Here is a 21,493-nt window from a genome sequence, read left to right on the forward strand (position 1 = left end):
TGGTTGGCCAGCGAGGATTCCAGTTTCGTTAGCGGTGAAATGATCTCCGTCGACGGCGCGCGAACCAAAAAGATATCCCTGCCCGCCATCTTGGATGAGGAGTATCGGGCCAAGCTGACGAAGCCGCAGCCATAGTGGTGCGTTGGCGACTTCGAACGGGTTGCGACAGGGGCTGTCGCTCGCCAGGATCATCCTGGCCCGCCCTTGAGCCGCATGATGGTGTCGACGCTGTGGCGATTGTCTGGTTTCGTCGCTCTCTCCGCCGCCTTTCCATCAAGCCGAAAGAGTTGTGGGTCAGATTCTTCACCCATTCGAAATGGCTCACCGCCGCGCCTCCTGCGTGTTTGGTCCGGAACATCGCGAACAGGTGCGCGAGGACATCGCGAACAGTTTTGCATGCTATCGCCCCAAGGCATTAAGGTCGATGATTTCTATTTTCTGATGTCAGAACCAGGCGTCGAAGACGCCGTCTGTGGCGGTTGGCCTGAAGGCGAAGGCCCTGCACTAACGCATGGTGCGGCCAAGAATGGAGACGAAGCCATGCTGCTATACGCGACGCAGAAGATCGCCCTTGGCGTATTCGAATGGCTCGACAGTTTCGTGATTTACTGGCGCGGCGAGGCTTGGTAGCGGTCGAGCGCGTCGCGAGGACGACGCGACCAATATTGTACACGACTAATTCGCCTGCGGCAAAGCTTTAAGTTGCTTACCCAACGCTGTCTTCAGAACCGGAAGGCGACCGGTCACCTATCGGAAGGACGGCGGAGTTACGTCGGATTCCGTGCATTTGTGTCATCATCATGCACGGCTACAGCAAACCGAAGTTTTACCAGCAGGGCTATCCTACTGTTTTGAGCAAATTTTTTCGTTTGGCACGGTACATGCTTGGCTGTCTACAACGGTGCCAAGAAGCGTGGTCTTGTTGATTAGGGGGTAAAAAATGGATTTGGGGCTTGACGGCAAGGTGGCAATGGTCGCGGCCGCCTCCAGTGGCTTAGGTTTAGCGACAGCTGAGGAGTTAGCCAACGAAGGCTGCCGCCTGTCCATCTGTGGGCGGGATCCGGGGCGGCTAGAAAGAGCAGTGGATCGGTTGCGCAGCACAGGCGCCGAAGTGCTGGCGCGCACGACCGATGTAACTGACTGCGCGGATGCAGCAGTTTGGGTTGCCGAAACAGCAGAGCATTTTCGGTGTATCGACATCTTGGTGACAAATTGCGGCGGCGTTTCTGCCGGGCCACCCTCGGCCATGACGCCTAAGGATTTCGACGATGCGTTTGACCGAGTGCTTTTACCTTCGATAAATCTAGTTACGGCTGCCTTGCCGTATCTGCGGCGCTCGCGGGCGGGGCGAATATTGATGCTCGCTTCCGAGGCTATTGTACGGACCCCAGTACATTTCGCGCTGTCGGGTGTCGCACGAGCAGGGCTAGTGCCCTACTGCCATACGCTCGTACAAGAATTGTCGGGGGAGAGCATCACAGTAAACGTGCTTGCGCCTGGAGCACACAGCACCGCGATTCACGAAGCCAATCGCCTCGGCGACCACGCCGAAGCCATCCGTGCGCTCGAGGATAGGACCCCGGCCCGACGCCTTGGCGATCCCTCGGAATTCGCAGCAGTTGCTGCATTCTTGGCCAGCGCCCGCGCGGCCTACGTTAGCGGCGCCCTGATCGTCATCGATGGTGGGTTGAGTGCAACCGTCTGATCAATTCGTCGCACTAGGAGCCGTCGCATGAACGAAGCCAACGCAAATAGAACCGTCATCGATCTCGGCCGTTCAATCGCCCATGCGTGTATTCGCGATCGTCCTGACCAGGAACTCACTTTCCCCTTTAGTCTTCTGACGCTTGAAAATTACTCCGCCAACCGGCCGACGCCGCGCCTGACAGTGCGCGATCAATTCAAGGTAGTCGATCTTTCACAGCGCGAGTCGGGTTACTGGTATGAAATGAATTCTGAAGAGGTGGTTGAGGCAGCTGAGGGGGTCGACGCGCTTCCTGAGTTTCAACGCGCCTTTGGTCATGCCGAAACGGTTGATCTCTATCCCACACGCGCCTGGATTGGCGTGCACGAGGCGATGTTCCGCGATACGGAAGCGCTAACTTCATTTATTGCCACACGGCTGGTGCCGCGGCTCCTTACAGCTGAGAACCACGCCCTTCTGAACGGGCCTCATGGACTCCTCAACATGCCCAGCATTGCTAACGTGGAGCGGGTCTCGGGGGATCCGGGTATCTGCGCTCTCGAGGCCTGCAACACGGTAGAACAGCAAGGGGCGACCGCGGGAGGTATGTTCCTCAACCCTCGCGATTACCGGACAATGGTGCAGACCTCGGATGCTGTCCGAAAGCTTGAATCAAGTGGAGTTCGCATCACTCGTACGCGGCTTGTGCCGGAAAACCAAGGCATTGAGGGCGATTTTGACCTTGGCACGCGTCTTTTCGATGCAGGTTGCTCCACGGTGAAGATTGGAGAAGCCGGCAAAGCGACGGATGGTGGCCGAATTTACCGGCTTGAAGCTTCATTCAAGGAGCGCCTTGTCGTCAGCCTGCCGATAGCGGTTGTGAAGTGCGAAATGAGCCACACTGGGACGACGGAGGAGCATCGCAATGTCTTTTTCTACTATGGTGTGCTCATCGCGCTTCAGGACAATGCATTGGTTCTACCGCGGGCATCAATTTGCTTCGGTCTGGCCTTCTATGCAGTCTATGGCTTGATCCGGGCCTCCATAAGCAAGACGGCCACGTCTGAAAACGCCACGACTATTTTCGCGACCGCCAATGTCTTTCTTGGGTTCGGCACAACCTTTGGGAAATCCACGGGCGGCTATCTTCAAAACAGCGTTGGGCCTTTCCAAGCTATTTACTTTGCTGTCGCGAGCATCGCCGCTCTTGCGATCTGCATCCCGCCGGTCCTGCCTGCTGAACGATGACCCTGACTTGAACTAAAGCGAGAATCATAGCTGGATTGGGTAATATATTATGTCTGATACAACTCGTACTTCTGGAATTGGCGCAGAAGGATACCAGGAGCTCTTCGGAGTTGATGGCAAGGTAGTCTGCATTTCGGGCTCGAGCCGCGGTCTAGGGAAGTCACTCGCCACCTGCTTTGGACGATTGGGTGCGAAGATAGTCCTTTCCTCGCACAATATTGAAGAGCTGACCGAAGCAGAGGCCGAACTTGCGGGCCAAGGAATCAACGTGACGGCTATACGCGCTGATGTGCGGTCGCACGACGATTGCAAGGCACTGATCGGTGGCACGGTCGACCGGTTTGGGCAGATCGATGTGATGGTCTGCAACGCAGGTATCGACATCATTAAGCCAGCGCATTCATATGAAGAGCCGGAATGGGACGAAATTGTCGATACCAATCTGCGTGGCTACTATTATTGTGCCAAGTTTGCTGCCCAAGCAATGCTGGATCAAGGCGGCGGCAGCATCATCATGACTTCTTCGGTCGCCAGTTCGCTCGGCATACCGGGCCTGACTGTCTATGCTGCGAGCAAGGGTGGCGTCAATCAACTGACGCGCACCATGGCGGTAGAATGGGCCAATAAGGGTATTCGTGTAAACGCCGTCGCACCTGGATTCATCAACAACTTCATGGATGGGGTGCACCCTAATCTCGATAGCCCTTATCAGCGCCGCGCAATGGAACTCACTCCGATGCGACGTCGCGGCAATTTGTCCGAGTATTTCGGTCCTTACATTTTCCTCGCGAGCCCAGCTGCATCGTTCATAACAGGCGAGATTCTCTATGTCGATGGGGGCTACGCCGCGAGCTGATGCAGGATGCTTTGATGTTTTGGCGGTATTTCGAGGAGGCTGGGCAATGTTAAGCACAATACCAGATGAAGTGAACTTCCTAGACTGCACCTTGCGCGACGGTGGCTACTACACAGGTTGGGAGTTCGCGCCGGGACTGGTGTCGGACTATGTCGCTACTATCAACACTCTCCCAGTGCGTATGGTCGAGCTGGGGCTCGCCGGAAAGCCTGAGAGCCACGGATATTACGCCAGTGTGACGAGCTCTAAGGCCGAACAGGTGGCTGCTGGTCTCCTGGTCAAGGCATGCGTGATGATCGATGCCAAGGATGTGCTTGCGAGCGAACTGCCTATACCCCTTGCCCTGATCCGCCTGACAGAAGGACTAGTGCCAGGGCATATCACGACCGTCCGCGTGGCGGCACATTACCGCAACTTGGCTGCCTGCCGGAACATTTGCGCTGAGTTGTCTCACAGGGGCTTCCGTGTGTTTTTGAATCTCATGCAGATCGATGCAGCAAATGCTTCAGAAGTTGAGATGTGCCTGAAGGAGGTAAAGCAGATCGACACCATCGACGTGCTTTATATTGCCGATTCCTTTGGCTCTATGAAGCCGACTCGCGTTCAGGAATTTGTCGGCCGGTTTGCGGGTCGAATTGAGGCTGACATTGGATTCCACGGCCATGACAACCGCGGATATGCGCTGGTCAATTCAGTGGCGGCCGCGACGGCGGGAGCGACCTGGATAGACTGCACCATGGGGGGCATGGGACGCGGGGCAGGAAATACGGCTAGTGAGCAGCTCCTACCGATTCTTACTCGCCTCGAAACATCTAAGGAACGTGCACTCCTCGAGCACGTCCTGCGTCACTTCGATCCGCTTCGCAAACGGTATGGCTGGGGCAGCAGCGCGGCATATCAATTTGCGGGCTCAAACTTTATCCATCCGTCCTATGTTCAAAAGCTACGTGAAGGCGGGGCATTGTCTGACGCCGCGATTATCAGGCGCCTTTCGGACCTCCGCGCCGATGAACGGATGAGTTTTACCAATGAAAAGCTGTCGGCGCTGATGGCGCAGGACATCGCCTGATCGCAGATATCTCCGTTGAGGTGCCCCTTTTTCCCAATTTGGAGGAAGCCATGACTCTACCAAATGCGGTTGTGAAACCATCGGTCCTCCCCTCGGATCCGCGGTTTGCATCAGGCCCTTGCCGTAAACATCCTGGTTGGAGCGTGCACCCGACTATGCTGCGCTATGTTGGACGAAGTCACCGGAGCTCCGAGGGAGCAGAAAGGCTAGGAGAGGTAATCAGGCGCATGGCCTCTTTGCTAGAGCTGCCTGATAGCTGGCTTTGCGGAATCGTGCCCGGTTCGGGCACTGGGGCCTGCAGCATGGCCTTACAAAATCTACTCGGCCCTTTTCCAGTCGAGACATTCTTGTCAGACAGCTTCTCGCAGTATTGGGCAAATGAGATCGATACGTTGGCGCTTGCCCCCCAAAGCCGGCACATTTGTGCTTACGGAGATTTTCCGAACACGAGCAGGATCGACCCCAATCACGACATCGTTCTAGTGCTAAACGGCACCAGCAGCGGTGTTTGTCCACCGGATCTTGACTGGATTCCTCCTGATCGTGCCGGGCTTGTGATCGCAGATGCCGTCTCGGCAGCTTTTACGAGGCACATCGACTTCGATCGGATCGATGTTCTGTGCTGGTCGTGGCAGAAGGCGCTTGGCGGCGAAGGCGGCCACGGCATGATCGCGCTCTCGCCTCGAGCCCAGGCACGGCTGAAAGCCGGCGGACGTAAGCCTGTAGCCCGGCTCATGAGACTGCACAGCCCCGACGGATCTGTGAACAAAGCGTTCTTTGGCGGCCGGACGATCTCGACCCCCAGCATGTTCGCCGTCGAGGATATCCACTCTGCGCTCGACTGGGCCGAAGCGTGCGGCGGACTACCCGCGCTTCTGAACAGGGTTGCCAATAACTATGCTGTGATGGCCGACTGGGTGAACTCTACTCCTTGGATTGATTGGACTTGCACGAATCCAGCAGCACGCTCCACCTGTTCAATTACTCTTCGGCTTGTACGAGAGCAGCTCGCTGCCGGCGATAAAGAGGACGACGGTAAAATCGTTGCGGGGATGATCCGTCTACTCGAAGCCGAGTACGCGGCTTTTGACATCTGGAGCTACGGTGATGCGCCACCGGGATTTCGGATATGGGCGGGGCCTACGGTTGAGGCAGATGACTTGTCGATTTTATGCGAGTGGCTGGCCTGGGCTTACAGCGAGGCGTGCGAGGCCAGCATACCCCCCGACGCGATAGTCGTGCGTGACAGAGAGCTTGTTCAGGGATGATATCATGACCAATGATACTCAACAAAGGCGGCCGATATACTCAGAACATACTGCAAGTCTGTACTTTCGTGTCCAACTGCCGGAGGAGATTCTGCCCCCAGCGCGCAAATGGGCTCCAGGAGTCGTCAAGATGCAACGCAGCGTTGACCCCACAGGACATGGCCTTTTCGCGATAAGGCCCGTCCGCAAGGGCGAAATCATTGGACGGTTCGGTGGCCGCCTCGTTTCAGCCGATTCTATCGATGCCTATGTGGCGAAGGTGGGCAAGTTCGGCCATCAGGCTCACCCGCGCTGGTACGTTTGCCCCGAAAACGCTGATGAGATCTCACGGATCGGAGCAATCAATCATAGCTGTGAGCCGACTGTCGGCCTATCTGATGCACTCACGCTTGTGGCGATGCAACATATCGTTGCGATCAAGGAGGGGCCCGTCGAGCTCCTGATTACGCAATGACCGGATTTCCGGAAGGCGGCTTTTCCGGCTGTAAGTGTGGCGCCCCACACTGCCGCGGCAAGATCACACGCGACGACTGGCGCATCAGAGCGTTGCAAGAGGCTTATCACGGCTACTTTCCGCCGTTTAAGGCGCGTGCGGTTCAGCCAGGGACGGAGTCGGCCTGTGCTCTGACCGCGGCCCTCGACAGCCTACCAACGCTCGAGCGTCCTCAGACACTGGTAGATTGCTATGACGCGATACTTTTCGACGCGATGGGGGTCCTGATCAGCGAAAATGAAGCGCTCCCCGGTGCTGCTGATGTCTTGTCCCGACTTAATATGTCCGGTCAGCCATACTACATCGTGACGAATATCAGCAGTGGATCGGAAGAAACGATATTCGCACGTCTCCGCGGCGCGGGACTTCCGATTCCGGCGGTCGACCGTATCGTGTCCGCGGGAGGTGTTGCGCGACATCGCGTACTCGAAGAGCTGGCGGCCGAGCGGCTAGTTTCGTATGTGGGCAGTGCCAACGCTGCCCATGAGATCTTCGGCAAGCATCCAAATCTTCATTGCGCTGACACGGCCGAGACATTCGACACACTCGTAGTGCTCGATGACGAAGGTTTCGATTTTAAGGGGGCTTCCGATCACATCCTGTCGACCTTTCAACGCAGACTGGTCGAGACGGGCGAAATGCCCCGTATGATAGCGGCAAACGCGGACATCATTTATCCTAGCAAGAACGGCTCACTCGTCTTTGGACCAAACATAATAGGGCCAATGCTTCAGGCAGGACTAGCGCCCTTCGGAGCTCCTCCAATCTCAGTAGAGTTTATGGGCAAGCCAGGAAGAGCGATTTTCGAAGAGTGCATCGCTCGGGCCGGTACCGACCGTCTTTTGATGATCGGCGATCAGGTTGATACTGATATCAAGGGCGCAAAGGCTGCCGGGCTCGACGCACTTCTCGTAACCACTGGCCTCAACAACTGCGGCGAGTTGCGTCAAAACGAGAACGGCGCTCCCGATTATGTCGCAAAGAACCTCGATCAGATCTTCGACGGCAGTTTGTTTCCACACCTTCGATCGGCGATGCGTTCCAGTACAACAGATCGGGTTTGGGCAGCTTGGATCGAGAATCGCGGAGCGGACAAGGCGGGTCTTGGCGGCAGCGGTTGAACGCGGCAGCACGAGGGAAATGGCGATAATCGTTTCGACTATTTATTTCGGCGGAAGGGGTTGTGATGATGAGAGATGTGCCGCGACTAACCGAAGCGTTTGCAAAACCTGACCCTACGTTCGGTGTCTTCCTAGCCAGCCTTCTTGCCGTTCTGGCCTCGGGCTCTCCTCCTTCCAGTCTTTCCGCGGCGTCGCCCTCAGAGAGAAAAAACTATGGGGCAAGTCGTGCCACCTGATACGGTTCGGCTTGCGGAGCGGAACAGGAGAAAGGACGATGCCCCCAACAGATGTGCCTGCGTGACGCCTCCACGGCGAGCGCTGTCGACAATTGTTCCCCAAGTTCGACCAGAGTGACATGCAAACGGTCCATCTCCCGCAGCAACTCGTCACGTTCAACGACTTCGGGCAACCCATAACGCCAAAAACGCTCAACAAAACTTTCTTTCCCGCATCCTATCCTACGATCTGCGTTTCCAGCGCCTCGCGGGTATACCCCAACTTCGCGGCGTCATTCCCGTTCAATTTTCGCCTTTTGCAGCGACGCAGGGTCTAGGTGAAGCTTCACGATGCGATTTAGTGGCAAGGTTGCATTGGTCACTGGCGGCAATTCTGATATTGGACGGGAAATCGTCCACCGACTGGCGCGGAAGGCGCTTTGGTGGCGCTGGTTGGGCGGGATCCCCGAAAAGGTGCGGCGGTGGAAGCAGAGTTGTCTGCTATCGGTCGGTTCTTCCAATGCGACTTGGCTCAGGAATCGGCTGTAGAGACCCTTGTGAGTGAAGTGCCCGCCATTTGGCCGCCTTGACATGTTCGTCAACAATGCGGGTGGCGGCAGCTCGATCTTCCCAGGCGTTAGCGGTCGAAACACTACCTCAGCATAGACCATTTACGCGAGCTCAAGGAGTCGCTGAGGGCATTGCCGCGTGATCACGCAGCCGTGCGTCCGCCGCTCCGTCAAACACGGAGAAGCTGCGTGGCAGACGCCGACACCGCCAAGCCATTTTGCTGAACTTGACGGACGCAACTCCCATGGCTCTCCGGCGAGGGGCCAACAGCGGTCTCGAACCATTTCCGACATTGTCGGGGCCGACACAAAGGCTGTTTTGCCATTTTCCTGTTTTGCACCAGCCTAAATAGCTGAAAAAGCAATAAACGATTCTTCTTCAACTCGATCAGCCAGATTGGCATGAATTTTGAAGTCTTCATTAATGCCGCGGGTAACCCGGAGGAAGGGGAGGGAATTGTTCGGGGTCGGCGTCGATCGCATTTTACTAGAGGGGTGTCGGCAAGCCCACCTCCCTCAAAAATAAGCTCAAAGGAAGAAATTTGGTCATGTCCACCCCACGCATAAACAACAGTTTGTCTATCTTGACAGACGATGTCGGCTGCGCAAAGCAACTCAATGCCCGCAACGTAAGAGTGCTCGATAGCGGTGGCGATAAGGGGCGCGGCGTATTCGCTGCTCGCGATTTCCTGCCGGGGGAAATTGTTATCAATAGGATACTTGACCGCGTGGAAAGTATTCGGACGACGAACTCGATTCAACTGGACTGGGATGTTCATGCCCTCTTTGAGAGTCCGGCTATCATTTTGAATCATTCCTGTGATCCCAATTTAGCAATCGTGCCCAATCGGTTCGGAGCCTACGACTTTTTCGCTATTCAGAAAATCTCTTGCGGTGTCGAAGTGACCTTCGACTACGCTATGTCGGAATTCGAATGCATAGGCGTATCAGCCTGTCTTTGTTCAGCGGCAAATTGCCGAGGTGCAGCCGGGGGCTTCCACAAGTTGCCTCGCGATCCTCCGATACCCGTGTCGGGATTTTACGCACCGTACCTTTCTCAACAAAATCCTGGGCAGTTTCCGAGACGATAGGGATGCCTTGAAAGTTTGTCGGTCCCTAGCACTTGGAATCGTCCCGTTGATACAGAAATTCGAAGAGAGTGAGTTGGCCATGTCTACCGTCTCGCATGATGTTGTTGACGCAAATGATACCAGATGTTTCGTGAATCCGGTCGATATTCCTTTGGAGAAGAGCGAAAGATTTAAAGAGAATGGCTTCATCAAGATCGAAGGATTGCTTAGTCCTGCCTGCATCCAGGCTCTCAGAGAGGCAGCCTTGCTGCACGTCAGATCAGCGTCGGACTTCGACACAAATTACGGAAGCGAGTTCAAGCGACTCACTTATGGCCTTGGGCAAACTGGCGTGTTGCGACGCATCTACACCGCCAACTCATTCCGCAAGATAGTGGTCAGCCTTATCGGCAACCCGCTCATAATGAGCGAGGGACTGGCCTTAGAATTGAGAAAAGGCGAGACCGGCTTCACTTGGCATTACGACTCCGTCAGCTTCCGGTTCATTCGGCCGATCGACCCAGGGTATAGTATCTGGATTCCCTTGAATAACATCGATCCAGATAGGGACGGCGGCGGTATGGCATACATCCCAGAGAACCTGTTGTCCGGCGTTTTCAATTATCAGCTCTCAAGTTTGCTTTCAAAGAAGATTAGCAAGGGCGACGACATCAGTGCCATGTCATCATCGCTGCAGAAAGTATTTTCTACTTCGAGCCTACTGAAGGAGATATTCGAGGAGAATAAGGTGGAAGACGAATTTAGCCTCGGAGACGTGCTACTGTTTACAAAGTCAGTTTGGCATCGAACAAGTCCATTGAAACAGAGCGGGCCGAATTCGCGTTTGGCTGTAGCCATTCGTCTTCTAGATTGGCGCTCTCGTCTCGACAGTGGGATGTTTGAGGGAGAAACGCATAGCGGCGGTGGAATGGGAATGGGCGTCAACTGGGGAAATCCAAAGCAGACAATTTACGGATCACAATTTGTGGATATTGCTGATGGAGATGAGCTTCGCAATTCTCGCTTTTGCGGCCCAATTATCTAGTTTTTGATCGCTGAAGTTGAGAGCACGGTTTGCATTTGGCGATCTTTTTGCCATACGGCAACTTCCAGCTGGCGCTGAACTTTGTTGGACGTTGTCGGGGAGTTCGGCGCGGAGGGGGAGCAATCGTCGGCAGGCAGTCGATGAACGTTTGTCGTTCACACTTCTGATGCGCACACCGCCAATAGCTCGCGCGGAGCACTGCGTCCACGCGAGTGAGCCCCCGCGTCGGCGTGCAGACGTCCACGTGCGCGTAGTGCAGCACGCGTTTGAAGTCGGACGAAACGGCTGCAGACCCCGTTTATCCGAGGGCATCAGTCGCACCGCTTGAGCCAAATCTCACTTTTTTCCCCTTGGCGTTATTTAAGAAGCGTCCGAACTAAATAAGTATACTCGCAAGAGGAATTGTCGTGTAAAATACTTAATATAATATCTCCATAATTATTCCTAATAGAGCTGTGCAAATTACCAAAGAAAATAAGATTCCGCGAATGCCGTTCTTCACATTGTTTGCTCTTTTCTTACCTGATGTCATTGATCAGATTGCCTTTTCGAGTTCTGGGAGTATCAGGAAGAAGTCGCCGACGACGACGTAGTCGGCGACCTGGAAAATCTGCGCCTCCGTCCCTGTTGCCGGTGACAATGACCTTCGAATCCTTCATGCCGGCAAGATGCTGGATGGCGCCGGATACGTCCGCAGGCGATGTAGAGGTCGGGGGCGAACACCTTGCCGGTCTGGCCGACCTGCCAGTCATTGGGCGCGTAGCCGGCGTCGATCGCCGTGCGGCTGGCGCCGTCCGCAGCGCCGAGCTTGTCGGTGACGGGAAGGATGACCTCCCGAAATTTGTCCGAGGAGCCCACCGCGCGGCGCCCGAGATGATGATTTTCGCCGAGGTAAGCTCTGGACATTCGCCGCCCGAGAGCCTGTTCTCGACAAAAGCCGACAGGCGGGGGTTGTCCGCGGCTGAGACCGTCTCGATAGGGGCAGAGCCGCCTTCGGGTGTGGCCTGGAAGAAGGCCGTGCACTGTAATCACCCTCTTGGCGTCGGTCGACTGCACCGTCTGTATTGCGTTGCCGGGATAGATCGGACGCTTGAAAGTGTCGGGCGTGACCACCTCGATGATCTCCGACAACTGCATCACGTCGAGCAGGGCCGCGACTCGCTGCATCACGTTCTTGCCGGAGGTCGTCGCCGGCGCGATGATCGTGTCGTAGCCGCCGGCGAGCGAAACGATGGTTGCCGCCAGCGGTTCGGCCAGCCGGTTTTCCAGCTCGGCGGCTTCCGCGAGCAACACCTTGCGCACGCCCGCGAGTTTCGCGGCGGCGTCCGCGGCAGCCCTGGCGCCGTTACCGGCGACCAGCACGTCAACGTCCGCGCCGATCTTCGATGCCGCCGACAGCGCCTTGGCGGTCTGATCCGACAGGGTCTGGCTGTCGTATTCGGCGATGAGGAGAATTGACATTCTTCGCTTCCTTCAAATTCCTTGTGCCCGTGATCCTGATCCCGAAAGTCTGCACCTGTCGGGGGGCACGGGCTTACAATACTCCGGCCTCGTTCTTGAGCTTGTCGACCAGTTTGGCGACGCTCTTCACCTTGACTCCCGCCTTGCAGCCGCCGGTGCTCAGGAGGTCAGCCTTTCAAGCCATCGCCTTTCCCAAAGCATCCCTTCCAATGTTGAAAAGTCTGGCTTGGTACAAATCAAGCCAGACGTTGCGTAGGCTGATTAAAGCTTTGCCGGCGGGGCGATGAGCCCGGCACCATCCAACAGCAGCTTTTGCTTCAAGATGCTCGTGGCCAGTAAAGCGCGGTAACGATCGACAACGCGTTCGCGATGAGCCGCATCATTGATTGCACTGAGCGCGCCGATCACAGAGGTAATCGCTTCGCTCGCGGTCCGAAGTTCCGCAAGCAATTCGGTATTTTCGGCCAGTCGAGCGACGTCGCTGCGTGCAACCTGGGCGATTCCGACCGGCGATTTAGATCCATTGGAGATGTACCCGCCCGGAAGATCACCCTTGAGGTTGGTGACCAAACGATAGCGTATCGCATCGACCAGCTGATCGACGGCCTGCTTGGTGCCGGCGACCCGGGTCGGGTGGTCGGTATCCGCGGCCGCATGCGGGAGAAGCTCCAGCTTGTCGGCATGCTTCGGCAGCAGCGAAAGATAGGGCTCCATCGGGCCGGTCACGCCTTCGGCACCCTTGAAGATATCCGCATCGATGGCGGCATGCCGGACCTTGCCGGACGAAAGCACTTCGTCGAGCGCGGCAACGTCAACGAGTTCGCCGCGATCGTAGTTGATAAGCACGGCTCGATCGTTCAGCGCGGTGAGGACGCTGCGATCGACCAGCCCGGCATTCGAGAAGGCGCCCGTGGCCAGATCCTGCCGGCCGAGGCCGAGATGCACGGAGAGTACATCCGCGCCGCTCGCGGCGGCGACAGGCGTTTCCGCATAGTCGTAACCTTCGGCAAGGATATTGTCGCGGTGCGCCGGACGGGCATAAATCACGACATCCATGTGGAAGGCTTTGGCGATCCGGGCCAGTTCCCGGCCGATATTGCCGTAGCCGAGGATCGCTATCCGTTTGCCTTCGAGCTTTTCGGTCGGATATTCGGCAAGGTTCTTGCCGGTGTCGAAGTCGCCTTTCACGACCCTGTCGTGCAGCGCGTCGACCGGAAGGTCGGGCATGACCTTGAGCAGAGCTTTGATAGCCATCTGCGCCGTCGCGCGGCTGTTGATGCCGGGGGTGTTCATGAGTGGTGCTTCTCCGCGCTCCCCGTTCGTCCCGCCCCATGAGGCGGACCCCATGTTGCCGGTTCCAGTGCCGATGCGCACGCCGCCGAGACGGAATTTTGCGCCGGCGGGAATGAAGGTGGCGGCGGCGATGACCGCATCGTATCGGCCGTCGCCGGCTTCGGCGAGAATTTCATCGGCGGTACTGAGGTGCGGCTGGTAGAAGAAATGAATCCGGCCGTCGTCGGCCGTATTCGCCGCCTTGATCGAGGTCTCGTGGAAAACCCCGCCCTTCTCGCCGATATAGGCGGCAACCTCGCTATGATCGAGGCGCCCATCAGCACCGAAGCGCAGGCCGATGGCGTCGGCAATCAGCACCTTGACAGTCCCTTCACGCACGCCTTCGCCGGCATCGGCACCGGACGGGGCATAGTCGACCTTGCTCCCGTGCCGTTCCAGCTCTTCCTCCAGCACCACGATCTTGGCGCGGAGATAGGCGTATTTCATGTTTTCGAGCAGCGCCGTGATGTCGGACGGCTCGCGAATGCCGCCGACCCAGGCGCGATAGTCGCCGGGCGTCCCGGGGAAGGCGTTGACATAGCGGGCGGCATCGAGACCCGTCTCGTGCTCGCCGTTCGGATGGGTGATGCCCTCGTAGCCGAGCAACTGCTTCGAGCGCGCGATAATGCGGGCGTGCAGGTCCGACGATGAGATGGCACCGTCATTGACCTTCAGGAGCGTGACGGCGGCGCCGCGTCGCTCTTCCTCGCTGACGACGAGGCTGAACAACGGGTTGCGGCCGACCCATTCGTTGACGACCTCGCGATTGGCGGCCGAGCGCTTGTTGAGCTCGATGACGGAACCGATACGCCGCTCGGTCTGCAAGAGGCCGAACGTCGTTTCGGCAAAGGCGAGTGCGCTGTAGGTGTTGATGACGCCGCCGAGCATCCGATCTTCCTGCGCGTCGTAGAACGGGCCGGCATCGACGGACCGCTTGCTGCTGAGCGGCTGTTTGGGATCGAGCGGCGGCGCGATTTTCAGCTGGCGCGGAATGGCCCAGCATGGATTGCTCTGGTTGCGCTCGATGAGGGCGAGGGCCGCCGGCGTGAAGGAAGCGACGAAATAGCCGGAGACGCCGCCGATCGCCTTCTGGAACGGCATGAAGAGGCAGCACTTGGCCATGACTGCCCGCACCGTCTCGGGCGACCATGGCATCGCACCGAGCATGGAGGTGGCGTCGAAGACGGCGTGCCGGTTTTCCGGATCACCGTCCAGCCAGGTCAAGAGTTCGTGGATTTCCTCGTTGGTGTAGGAGTTCGCGCCCGTAGTCTCGTGACCGACGCCTACGAAGACAGAAATGCCGAGGTCGGCAAGAGTCTCGGCAAATGGGATCGCGCCTTCCTTCTGAGCGAAATGGATGCGGCTCTCGTCGCCCTTCTCGGCAAAGCGGTGCATTTCGATGAGCTGGGTCGCCCACGACTGGCGGAAGAAGCCCGAGGTGTCGGCATCGCTGCCTTCGGGGCGCGGCGTGTCGACGTAAACGCGCTGGTTCGTGTCATTCGCGTTCAGGAGATGCTGGACGCAGACCGTATAACCGCTATGGCCGCCACCAAGGCCCACAGCGATGCGGTTCGACTTCGGGAACTCGAAGTAGCGATGGATCGCCCGCATCATGTCCAGAAGGATCTTGTCGGCCGGATAACCGCGATGCATGCTCCGCGACAGTTCCGCCGTGGTGAACGCTCCGATGTCTTTTCCGGTGTCGTCGAACTTGCGATAGGTGCTCTCGATCCAGCGATCAAACTCGTAGCGGCGCAGCCGGCTGTCGACCTCGTCGGTCGTCGCGTCGGTTATAGGCCCCACGCCAAAGAATGGGTTTAATGGGATGGAAGGCGCGCCAACCCTCGTCTCTTCGAGTGCAGACTCGCGATGAGCAAGCAATTCGCTATTTGAAATCATGAAGATCCTTTCTTATCGGCCTGGGCAGCGAAGCGGTGCCGAGCCGTGGGACGTATAGTGTTGAAATCAATTGTCGGCGTGGGCTACGAGATCGAACTATCCGATCCCGCCCTCCCGGACCTCGCTAGGTAAGCCGCTCAAGCCTGACTACCGGTAATATGCCCCGGTTACACCCGCACTCGATTAACTCCTTGAAACAGATGAGAGTCGGGACGCGACCCATTTAACGTTCGCCTGTTAGGCAAGACTGCCTCTTTCTTATGAGCCGAGCTAAGAAAGACGACTTATCGGACTTTTCCAGGTGCACCAGAAGCTACTGTGCCGCTTGTCGAGCGACGGCGCAGGCAATCTCTAGCGCGTCTAGCGGCATAGGCACCAACTCCGTCAGATCTGTTGCATGTGTTTCCAGGAATCCGGCCGCCGCGGCGGACGAAATGGACATCAGCATCGGCGGCTGGAAGGCGAACAGTGACTGGGACGAAAGCCGCGCGCGCTCCTCCTCAAAGCTGCTCGGCTCATAAGTGGCTGCTATCTTCTGTGCGAGATCCGGGATCGAAAATGCGGTAGCTCCCGACAACTCATAGCAGCGGCCGGCATGGGCAGCGGGATCGCCCAGTACAGCAAGCGCCGCTTGGGCCAGATCCGCTCTTGCGACGGCCGAAATCCGACCATCACCAAAAGGCGTGGCAATCAGCCCGCCGCGCGGCGCGGCGAGATCGCCGATCAGTTCTGCATAGAGACCGTTGCGAAGGATGGTCCAGGCCATGCCGCTTGCCCGAAGCTCGCGCTCGGTCCAGCGATGGGCCAGGGCAAAGGCGAGATGATCGCTAGCATAGGTGAGGCTCGTATAAACGACGTGCTTCACCCCCTGAGCGCGGGCAGCAGCCAGAACGGCACCATGCCGACGCATCACGCAATCGTCTTCGGCAGAGCCCGCCGAAGTCAGCAACATGGTCTCAACCCCGGCGAAGTCGAGCGTTTCAGGTTTGTCGAAGTCTATGTGCCGGTCAGCAGTGGCTGCTCTGCTGCCGGTGAGAATCGCAATGCCCTTCTGCCGCGCCCGTGCCACGATCTGCGATGCCAACTGACCCGAGGCTCCGGTGATGAGGATCATGGTTCTTCCTTTCATGGATGTGTGGTGCTCAGGGCGCTCCAAGGTTATCGATGAAGGCTTCGATCATTTTTCATTGGCCCGCCGGAGACCCGCTCCGACGTCTTCAGCTTGTGCTAACAGACGATGTCGCAGTCGGTTTCGCTGAGCCAGCCTGCTGGTCTTCCGTCTAACCTTTCGGGCGGTTGTCGCGGCAGAAGCGGCTCAGGAGAGTCCGCCGCCATTAAGTAAAGCCACGGCCACCACGCGCAAGAACGGTACCACTTCATTCCGCCCAAGTCGGCGTGGCATCGGTCCCTCCGCGGGCGCAAGGCATTCAGAACGACCCTTCCAGCACTACCGCGCGTCCCGGGCAAACTTTAAGACGAATTCGCCCTTTGCCACATCATCTCCTCACCGGAAATAGATTAACCCGCAGGTCGCAGAGACAGCAGGCCACATCACATGCTGGACCAAAGCTTGCCGCCGGTCGCCCAGTTGTTAGGCTCATACTCATCGAACACCACATGGATTTGTTCTGGCCTTAAGTTCATCTTGTCACAGAACAGCTTTGTAATCTCAGCGACCAAATGTGCTTTCTTATCGTCATCAGACTTGAACGTTTCGATATGGATTACGGGCATAGCTTGCTCCTTCGTTGTTCTCTGGCGAGCAGGTTGATAACAGTTGCCGGCGCGCTCTAAGCGCCCTTTGCTCAAAACTCTGGAATGCGGGCGCTAAACATTGCCTCGACGATCTCCAAACCAAGGCCGGGCCTGGTGGAAGCGAGATTTGACCGTCTGTGATGTGAATTGCGCTCTTTCATGATCACGTCGAGAGCGTCCTCGATCGTGTCGATCGGATACATGACGTTCGCGCCTTCATTGACAAAAGTGTCGCTCAGTTGGAACGCAACGATGCCGTCATCCTCCGCGATCAAGATTTTGCGGTTTATGAGCTCTTGTTCCCCCACTCGTTCCTCCGAGGTCCAGAAGTCGATTAGTTTAATCTCCGTGTTTTCGAAAAGCGGCACGCTATCCCGAGCAAACCGCTCGCATCCTGTCCTTCATTTCCTCGGTCGGTCCGTAGTGCCGCAGTCGTAGATCATTGGCGTAGCCTTGCCTTCGTGAGTTTTGCTACATGGCGGTAGGTTCACGTAGTAATTGGGAGTCGAACTAGGTCCTAACTCAGGAGACGTTCGTCAAAAGGATAGTTTGAAAGCAACTCGTAGCCGTCGGACGTAACGAGCAATTGCTCCTCAAGCTTCACGCCGTCTCGTTCGCCGACGGCGCCAATATAGCTTTCAACACATATGACCATGCCTGCTTTGAGTGTCGCATCATACGCAATCGGACCACGGAATGAGGGTTTAACTTGCGGATATTCATCGCACATGCCTACTCCGTGTATAACGCAGGGGTAAGCTTGCTCCCGAAATTCTTCGGGCACTGGCCAAGCTGAAGCTTGCAGATCCTTCATGCTGACGCCTGGTCGGATAAGCTTCATGTTGGTCTGCAATTCGTCATACGCCAGTTGGTACAGTTGGCGCTGGCGCGCACTAGGCGGGTTCTTTCCGTAGTAGAATGTCCGTGAAACGTCACAGAAATACCCAAATGGGCCTACCATATCGGTGTCAAATCCCACCAGGTCTCCCGGCTCGATGACTCGTTGGGTGGCTTCCTGGAGCCACGGATTAATTCGCGGCCCGGAAGCTAACATTCGTCCCTCATGCCAGCCGCCCTGGTTGGCAAGGTTGGTATAGTTGAGAAGTCCCCAAAGCTGCACTTCCGTTACGCCTGGCCCCATGCTCTCCTGCATACGCGCAATGCCGTGCTCGGCGACGGCGCAGGCCCAGCGGATACACGCAATCTCGTCATCCGATTTAATGACCCGCGCCCCTTCCACGATGTCCACCGCATCAATCACCTCTAGACCGCGCCGCAGCAGGGCCTGGGTTATGCTCGGATTCACATATTCCACTGCCACCTTGCGATTGGTGGTCCCGATTTCGCTCAAGAAACCTACAATATCGTCGGCTAGGAGTTTTGCGGCATCCAACAGTTCGTTACCGCCCTCAAAAAACGAAATCGGCCTTCCCTGCCTCACACTGTCCGCGGAAGATCCGTTGCTGTCGGCGGCTAGGTGAAGGGTGATTGGACCATCGAGGGGAACAAAGACATAGGTGGCCGGAATATGCGACTGAAACAAGGGAAAGACATTGTAGTCGATCGCATATCGAATGGTAATCGGGCTCACCAGGACACACATTGCGACATCAGCTTGGCGCATTGCCGCTCTTAGCCGCTCTTTCCGGTATCCATCGAGCCTTTTAAAGTCGATATCCGGCATTGGTCGAAACTGCCGCAAGTCGCTCCAGTTGTCATGGAGTACCAACCCATCCGGACCTGGTGAACTCAATTTAGAATTCGTCATAGAGCCCTCGTACATGTTCCGACTATGCTGCTGATCAGTCACGCAGAAATGCTACGTTCGTGAGCTATAGGCAGCGGCGCACCGCACTTCAAATGAGTATTAGTGGCCGGCCGCATAACCAGGAGTCATGACCATGTCCAAGGGTCGTAAAAGGCTGCGCGAGGCCGTTACCGATGTCCAGCGCGCCGTAACTTCAGCTTGTCCGCCGCATCACTTCTTGGACGTTTGCAAACCGGCGGTATGAAGGCCAACGGCCGCCGGAGATACCCGCTCCGACGTCTTCAGCTCCTGCAATCAGACAATGCCGTAGTCGGTTTCACTAAGCCACTTCAGGAGCACGGGAAGCCGGCCATTGACGCCATTCACTTTGAAGGTTGCGATGCGCGTTATTTCGACCGTTTTATCTCTGGATCGGCCAGACGAGCTCGCCCGCCCGACCGCTCGGTGCTTGAGGCGGCGGGGTCGAAAGCGTCCGCAACGGCATCCTTCTTCGCGCGAGGAAGGAGCGTCATGACGAGAATGAAAGCCGAAAGCACCAAGCACACGCCGTTGGTGACGATAAGGGGCCATTCGTTCTTCAGAATTCCGAAGGTCAGCCAGAACGCAAGTCCCAGCACGTAAATGGCGTACATCGGTGCTGAAATGCTGCTCGTGTCCCGGGTTTTGATGATCTTCCAGACTTGCGGGGTAAAGCTGGTCATCGAGCATAGAGCCGCGAGGAAACCAATAACCGTGACCCAATCCATGTGCGAGATTGCCTGCTGGCTTTTCCGTTTAACCCTTTCGGGTGGTTGTCGCGGCAGAGCTGCTCAGGCTAGTCGGCGGCCCTTAAGTAAAAAACGCGCAACGGCACTGCGACATTCGGCACAAGTCGGCGTGACTTCGTTTACCTCCGCGAGGCGAACGGCATCCAGAGCGATCCGGGCCTTAGAAACAGATGTGCTAACCTTCAATGAGCCTCGTATATCGAGCTTGCAATGCGGCTAAACACAATGCGGCTAAACACAATGCGGATAAACATCGATGCAAGAAGTATAAGACGGCGGCTAATCGAACTTCAAATGAGTATTATTGATGGGCCGGATAACCAGGTGTCATGACCATGTTTGCGGATCAGCTTCAACTCGGTCGGAGCCGGCCCCAACGCCATATCTGTCTCTGATCTCTCCTGGGCCTGCAAAAGTTGCCACGGAATCGCCATCGATGTCCAACGCGCGCCATGACTTCAGCTTGTCCGCCGCATGACTTTTTGGTCGCTTGCGAACAGGCCGTATGCTGGCATAGATCACTAAGCAGGCCGCCGGAGATACCCGCCAAGCCTCATCACTTTTACTGGGCAATTGAAATTATGACGCACTCCAAGAAGGTGGTTATCGTTACTGGCGCAACGTCGGGGATAGGGGAGGCCATCGTACAGGCCTTCGCCGCGACAGGGGCGTCACTCGTATTGGTCGGCCGCGATCGAGAGCGGGGCCGACGAGCTTTAGAGTCGGTTCAGAAACTCGATTGTCCGGCCGAATTGATGCTCGGCGATGTGGCTGACTCGGCCTTCGCCAACCAAGTGATTAATTCCAGCGTAGAAAGGTTCGGAAAGGTCAGCGTCTTGGTCAACAGCGCCGGTATCATCCGGCGTGGAAGCGCCCTCGAAACCACGGATGATGATTGGCGCCAGACTTTCGACGCCAATGTCAGCGGTGTGTTCTACTTTAGCCGCGCCGCGGTGAAGGCCATGAGGAAGACCGGCGGCGGAAGCATTGTCAACATAGCCTCGAATGTGGGGTTGGTTGGCTGTCCCGGGCTGGTTGCCTATTGTGCATCGAAGGGCGCGGTCGTTTTGTTGACACGCGCCATGGCGCTCGATCACGCTAAAGAGCAAATCAGCATCAATGCCGTCTGCCCTGGCGCCGTGGATACGCCCATGCTTGTGTCGGCCCACAGCAAGCCAGTTAGCGTGGACGAGATCCTACAAAGGAATATTGATTCAGTACCCCAGGGTCGCGTGGCGACGCCGAAAGAAATCGCAAGCCTGACGCTATTCCTCGCGAGCGAGGAAGCCAGGCACATCACGGGCGTTGCTGTTCCAATAGATGGCGGCTTCACGGCAGGATAGGAGAAATTCTTGGGTAGTCGGCTATCAGGCAAAGTTGCCATCGTCACCGGAGGCAATCGAGGCATAGGGCGGGCGATTGCCGAGAGGCTCGCTGATGAAGACGCCATGGTTGTCGTCGGCGATTTGCGGGACAAGCGCGCCGCCGATCCCGGCGGTGCCGAGAGGCTCACCTTCATGTCTCTCGACGTCACAAAAGAGGTCTCAATTCGCACATTCGTTGACGAGATCCTGCAGAAGTTCGGCAGGATCGATGTCCTGGTCAACAACGCCGGCATGGTCATTCATAAGTCCATCGACGAACAGACTGCCGAGGATTGGGACAGGCTTATGGCGGTCAATCTCCGTGGTCCCTTTTTAATGGCCAAGTATGTGGTCCCGGAAATGAGACGTATCGGCTCGGGCACGATCGTCAACATCGGGTCGGTCGAGGGCTATATGGTCAACCCATGGCATACTGCCTACGCGGCCACGAAGGCCGGCGTGCATGGTCTTACGCTGGGACTGGCAGTTGATCTCGGGCCGGATGGTAT

The 21,493-nt window shown here is 56.9% G+C and carries 18 protein-coding genes and 2 pseudogenes; 11 read left to right on the forward strand and 9 right to left on the reverse strand.

Translation table 11 applies throughout. The features are described 5' to 3' along the window. Positions 1-940 precede the first annotated feature (940 nt). The 7 genes from IQ26_RS35375 to IQ26_RS35405 all read left to right on the forward strand — a co-directional run bounded on the left by IQ26_RS35375 (position 941) and on the right by IQ26_RS35405 (position 7,739). The gene (locus tag IQ26_RS35375) at positions 941-1,705 is read left to right on the forward strand and encodes an SDR family oxidoreductase (protein ID WP_145723036.1); all 765 of its coding nucleotides are present in this window, start codon (positions 941-943) and stop codon (positions 1,703-1,705) included. Between the two features lie 27 nt (positions 1,706-1,732). Then, the gene (locus IQ26_RS35380) at positions 1,733-2,932 is read left to right on the forward strand and encodes a family 3 encapsulin nanocompartment shell protein (RefSeq protein ID WP_145723037.1); all 1,200 of its coding nucleotides are present in this window, start codon (positions 1,733-1,735) and stop codon (positions 2,930-2,932) included. Positions 2,933-2,981: 49 nt separating this feature from the next. Next, positions 2,982-3,788 carry an SDR family NAD(P)-dependent oxidoreductase gene (locus tag IQ26_RS35385; protein ID WP_145723038.1) on the forward strand — a complete coding sequence of 269 codons (807 nt, stop codon included), beginning with the start codon at positions 2,982-2,984 and terminating at the stop codon, positions 3,786-3,788. A 46-nt stretch (positions 3,789-3,834) separates the two neighbouring features. After that, a complete protein-coding gene (locus tag IQ26_RS35390; protein ID WP_145723039.1) occupies positions 3,835-4,857 on the forward strand; it encodes a beta/alpha barrel domain-containing protein in 1,023 nt (340 codons plus the stop codon). A 347-nt stretch (positions 4,858-5,204) separates the two neighbouring features. Next, the gene (locus IQ26_RS35395) at positions 5,205-6,125 is read left to right on the forward strand and encodes a PLP-dependent aminotransferase family protein (RefSeq protein WP_240547406.1); all 921 of its coding nucleotides are present in this window, start codon (positions 5,205-5,207) and stop codon (positions 6,123-6,125) included. A gap of 4 nt (positions 6,126-6,129) precedes the next feature. After that, positions 6,130-6,579 (forward strand): SET domain-containing protein-lysine N-methyltransferase, encoded by a 450-nt coding sequence (locus tag IQ26_RS35400; protein WP_145723041.1) that lies wholly within the window; start codon positions 6,130-6,132, stop codon positions 6,577-6,579. Further along, complete coding sequence (locus IQ26_RS35405; RefSeq protein ID WP_145723042.1) at positions 6,576-7,739, forward strand: HAD-IIA family hydrolase; 1,164 nt, start codon at positions 6,576-6,578, stop codon at positions 7,737-7,739. The genes IQ26_RS35400 and IQ26_RS35405 overlap by 4 nt, the downstream gene beginning before the upstream one ends. A gap of 954 nt (positions 7,740-8,693) precedes the next feature. Here IQ26_RS35405 and IQ26_RS40825 read toward each other — a convergent pair. After that, positions 8,694-9,338 carry a hypothetical protein gene (locus IQ26_RS40825; RefSeq protein WP_240547407.1) on the reverse strand — a complete coding sequence of 215 codons (645 nt, stop codon included), beginning with the start codon at positions 9,336-9,338 and terminating at the stop codon, positions 8,694-8,696. Here IQ26_RS40825 and IQ26_RS41740 point away from each other — a divergent pair. Further along, complete coding sequence (locus IQ26_RS41740) at positions 9,240-9,614, forward strand: SET domain-containing protein-lysine N-methyltransferase (RefSeq protein WP_420846412.1); 375 nt, start codon at positions 9,240-9,242, stop codon at positions 9,612-9,614. The two genes, IQ26_RS40825 and IQ26_RS41740, sit on opposite strands and share 99 nt — an antisense overlap. A gap of 46 nt (positions 9,615-9,660) precedes the next feature. Next, on the forward strand, positions 9,661-10,638 hold the full coding sequence (locus IQ26_RS35415) for a phytanoyl-CoA dioxygenase family protein (protein ID WP_145723044.1): 978 nt from the start codon (positions 9,661-9,663) through the stop codon (positions 10,636-10,638). 535 nt (positions 10,639-11,173) lie between these two features. On the opposite strand, the pseudogene IQ26_RS35425 reads toward IQ26_RS35415, so the two are convergent. The 8 genes and pseudogenes from IQ26_RS35425 to IQ26_RS35465 form a co-directional block, all read right to left on the reverse strand. Then, a pseudogene (locus IQ26_RS35425) lies at positions 11,174-12,099 on the reverse strand (electron transfer flavoprotein subunit alpha/FixB family protein). Between the two features lie 73 nt (positions 12,100-12,172). Next, positions 12,173-12,250 (reverse strand): annotated as a pseudogene (locus IQ26_RS35430) (electron transfer flavoprotein subunit beta/FixA family protein); the annotation flags it as partial. 110 nt (positions 12,251-12,360) lie between these two features. Further along, the gene (locus tag IQ26_RS35435; protein WP_145723046.1) at positions 12,361-15,330 is read right to left on the reverse strand and encodes an NAD(P)-dependent oxidoreductase; all 2,970 of its coding nucleotides are present in this window, start codon (positions 15,328-15,330) and stop codon (positions 12,361-12,363) included. Between the two features lie 313 nt (positions 15,331-15,643). Next, on the reverse strand, positions 15,644-16,444 hold the full coding sequence (locus IQ26_RS35440; RefSeq protein WP_145723047.1) for an NAD(P)H-binding protein: 801 nt from the start codon (positions 16,442-16,444) through the stop codon (positions 15,644-15,646). A gap of 437 nt (positions 16,445-16,881) precedes the next feature. Further along, positions 16,882-17,139 carry a tautomerase family protein gene (locus IQ26_RS35445; protein ID WP_276316461.1) on the reverse strand — a complete coding sequence of 86 codons (258 nt, stop codon included), beginning with the start codon at positions 17,137-17,139 and terminating at the stop codon, positions 16,882-16,884. Beyond that, positions 17,136-17,453, reverse strand: coding sequence for a response regulator (locus tag IQ26_RS35450; RefSeq protein WP_145723049.1), 318 nt, complete (start codon positions 17,451-17,453; stop codon positions 17,136-17,138). Before IQ26_RS35450 ends, IQ26_RS35445 begins: the two co-directional genes overlap by 4 nt. A 149-nt stretch (positions 17,454-17,602) precedes the next feature. Then, positions 17,603-18,769, reverse strand: coding sequence for a M24 family metallopeptidase (locus tag IQ26_RS35455; protein ID WP_240547408.1), 1,167 nt, complete (start codon positions 18,767-18,769; stop codon positions 17,603-17,605). A gap of 470 nt (positions 18,770-19,239) precedes the next feature. Continuing rightward, complete coding sequence (locus IQ26_RS35465; RefSeq protein ID WP_145723051.1) at positions 19,240-19,599, reverse strand: SemiSWEET family sugar transporter; 360 nt, start codon at positions 19,597-19,599, stop codon at positions 19,240-19,242. A 602-nt stretch (positions 19,600-20,201) separates the two neighbouring features. Here IQ26_RS35465 and IQ26_RS35470 point away from each other — a divergent pair. Further along, the gene (locus IQ26_RS35470; protein WP_145723052.1) at positions 20,202-20,963 is read left to right on the forward strand and encodes an SDR family NAD(P)-dependent oxidoreductase; all 762 of its coding nucleotides are present in this window, start codon (positions 20,202-20,204) and stop codon (positions 20,961-20,963) included. A 9-nt stretch (positions 20,964-20,972) separates the two neighbouring features. After that, positions 20,973-21,493, forward strand: a 521-nt coding sequence (locus IQ26_RS35475) for an SDR family NAD(P)-dependent oxidoreductase (RefSeq protein WP_240547409.1), incomplete at its 3' end; no start/stop codon positions are given.

Origin of the sequence: Mesorhizobium tianshanense, assembly GCF_007830515.1 — a bacterium.
GTDB classification, from domain to species: Bacteria; Pseudomonadota; Alphaproteobacteria; order Rhizobiales; family Rhizobiaceae; genus Mesorhizobium; species Mesorhizobium tianshanense.

Coding starts and splice junctions, on each gene's coding strand:
- IQ26_RS35405 (WP_145723042.1), top strand. CDS start 6,576: ATGACCGGATTTCCGGAAGGCGGCTTTTCCGGCTGTAAGTGTGGCGCC.
- IQ26_RS35455 (WP_240547408.1), bottom strand. CDS start 18,769: ATGCCGGATATCGACTTTAAAAGGCTCGATGGATACCGGAAAGAGCGG.
- IQ26_RS35385 (WP_145723038.1), top strand. CDS start 2,982: ATGTCTGATACAACTCGTACTTCTGGAATTGGCGCAGAAGGATACCAG.
- IQ26_RS35435 (WP_145723046.1), bottom strand. CDS start 15,330: ATGATTTCAAATAGCGAATTGCTTGCTCATCGCGAGTCTGCACTCGAA.
- IQ26_RS35465 (WP_145723051.1), bottom strand. CDS start 19,599: ATGGATTGGGTCACGGTTATTGGTTTCCTCGCGGCTCTATGCTCGATG.
- IQ26_RS35380 (WP_145723037.1), top strand. CDS start 1,733: ATGAACGAAGCCAACGCAAATAGAACCGTCATCGATCTCGGCCGTTCA.
- IQ26_RS40825 (WP_240547407.1), bottom strand. CDS start 9,338: ATGATTCAAAATGATAGCCGGACTCTCAAAGAGGGCATGAACATCCCA.
- IQ26_RS35375 (WP_145723036.1), top strand. CDS start 941: ATGGATTTGGGGCTTGACGGCAAGGTGGCAATGGTCGCGGCCGCCTCC.
- IQ26_RS35470 (WP_145723052.1), top strand. CDS start 20,202: ATGACGCACTCCAAGAAGGTGGTTATCGTTACTGGCGCAACGTCGGGG.
- IQ26_RS35400 (WP_145723041.1), top strand. CDS start 6,130: ATGACCAATGATACTCAACAAAGGCGGCCGATATACTCAGAACATACT.
- IQ26_RS35390 (WP_145723039.1), top strand. CDS start 3,835: ATGTTAAGCACAATACCAGATGAAGTGAACTTCCTAGACTGCACCTTG.
- IQ26_RS35440 (WP_145723047.1), bottom strand. CDS start 16,444: ATGATCCTCATCACCGGAGCCTCGGGTCAGTTGGCATCGCAGATCGTG.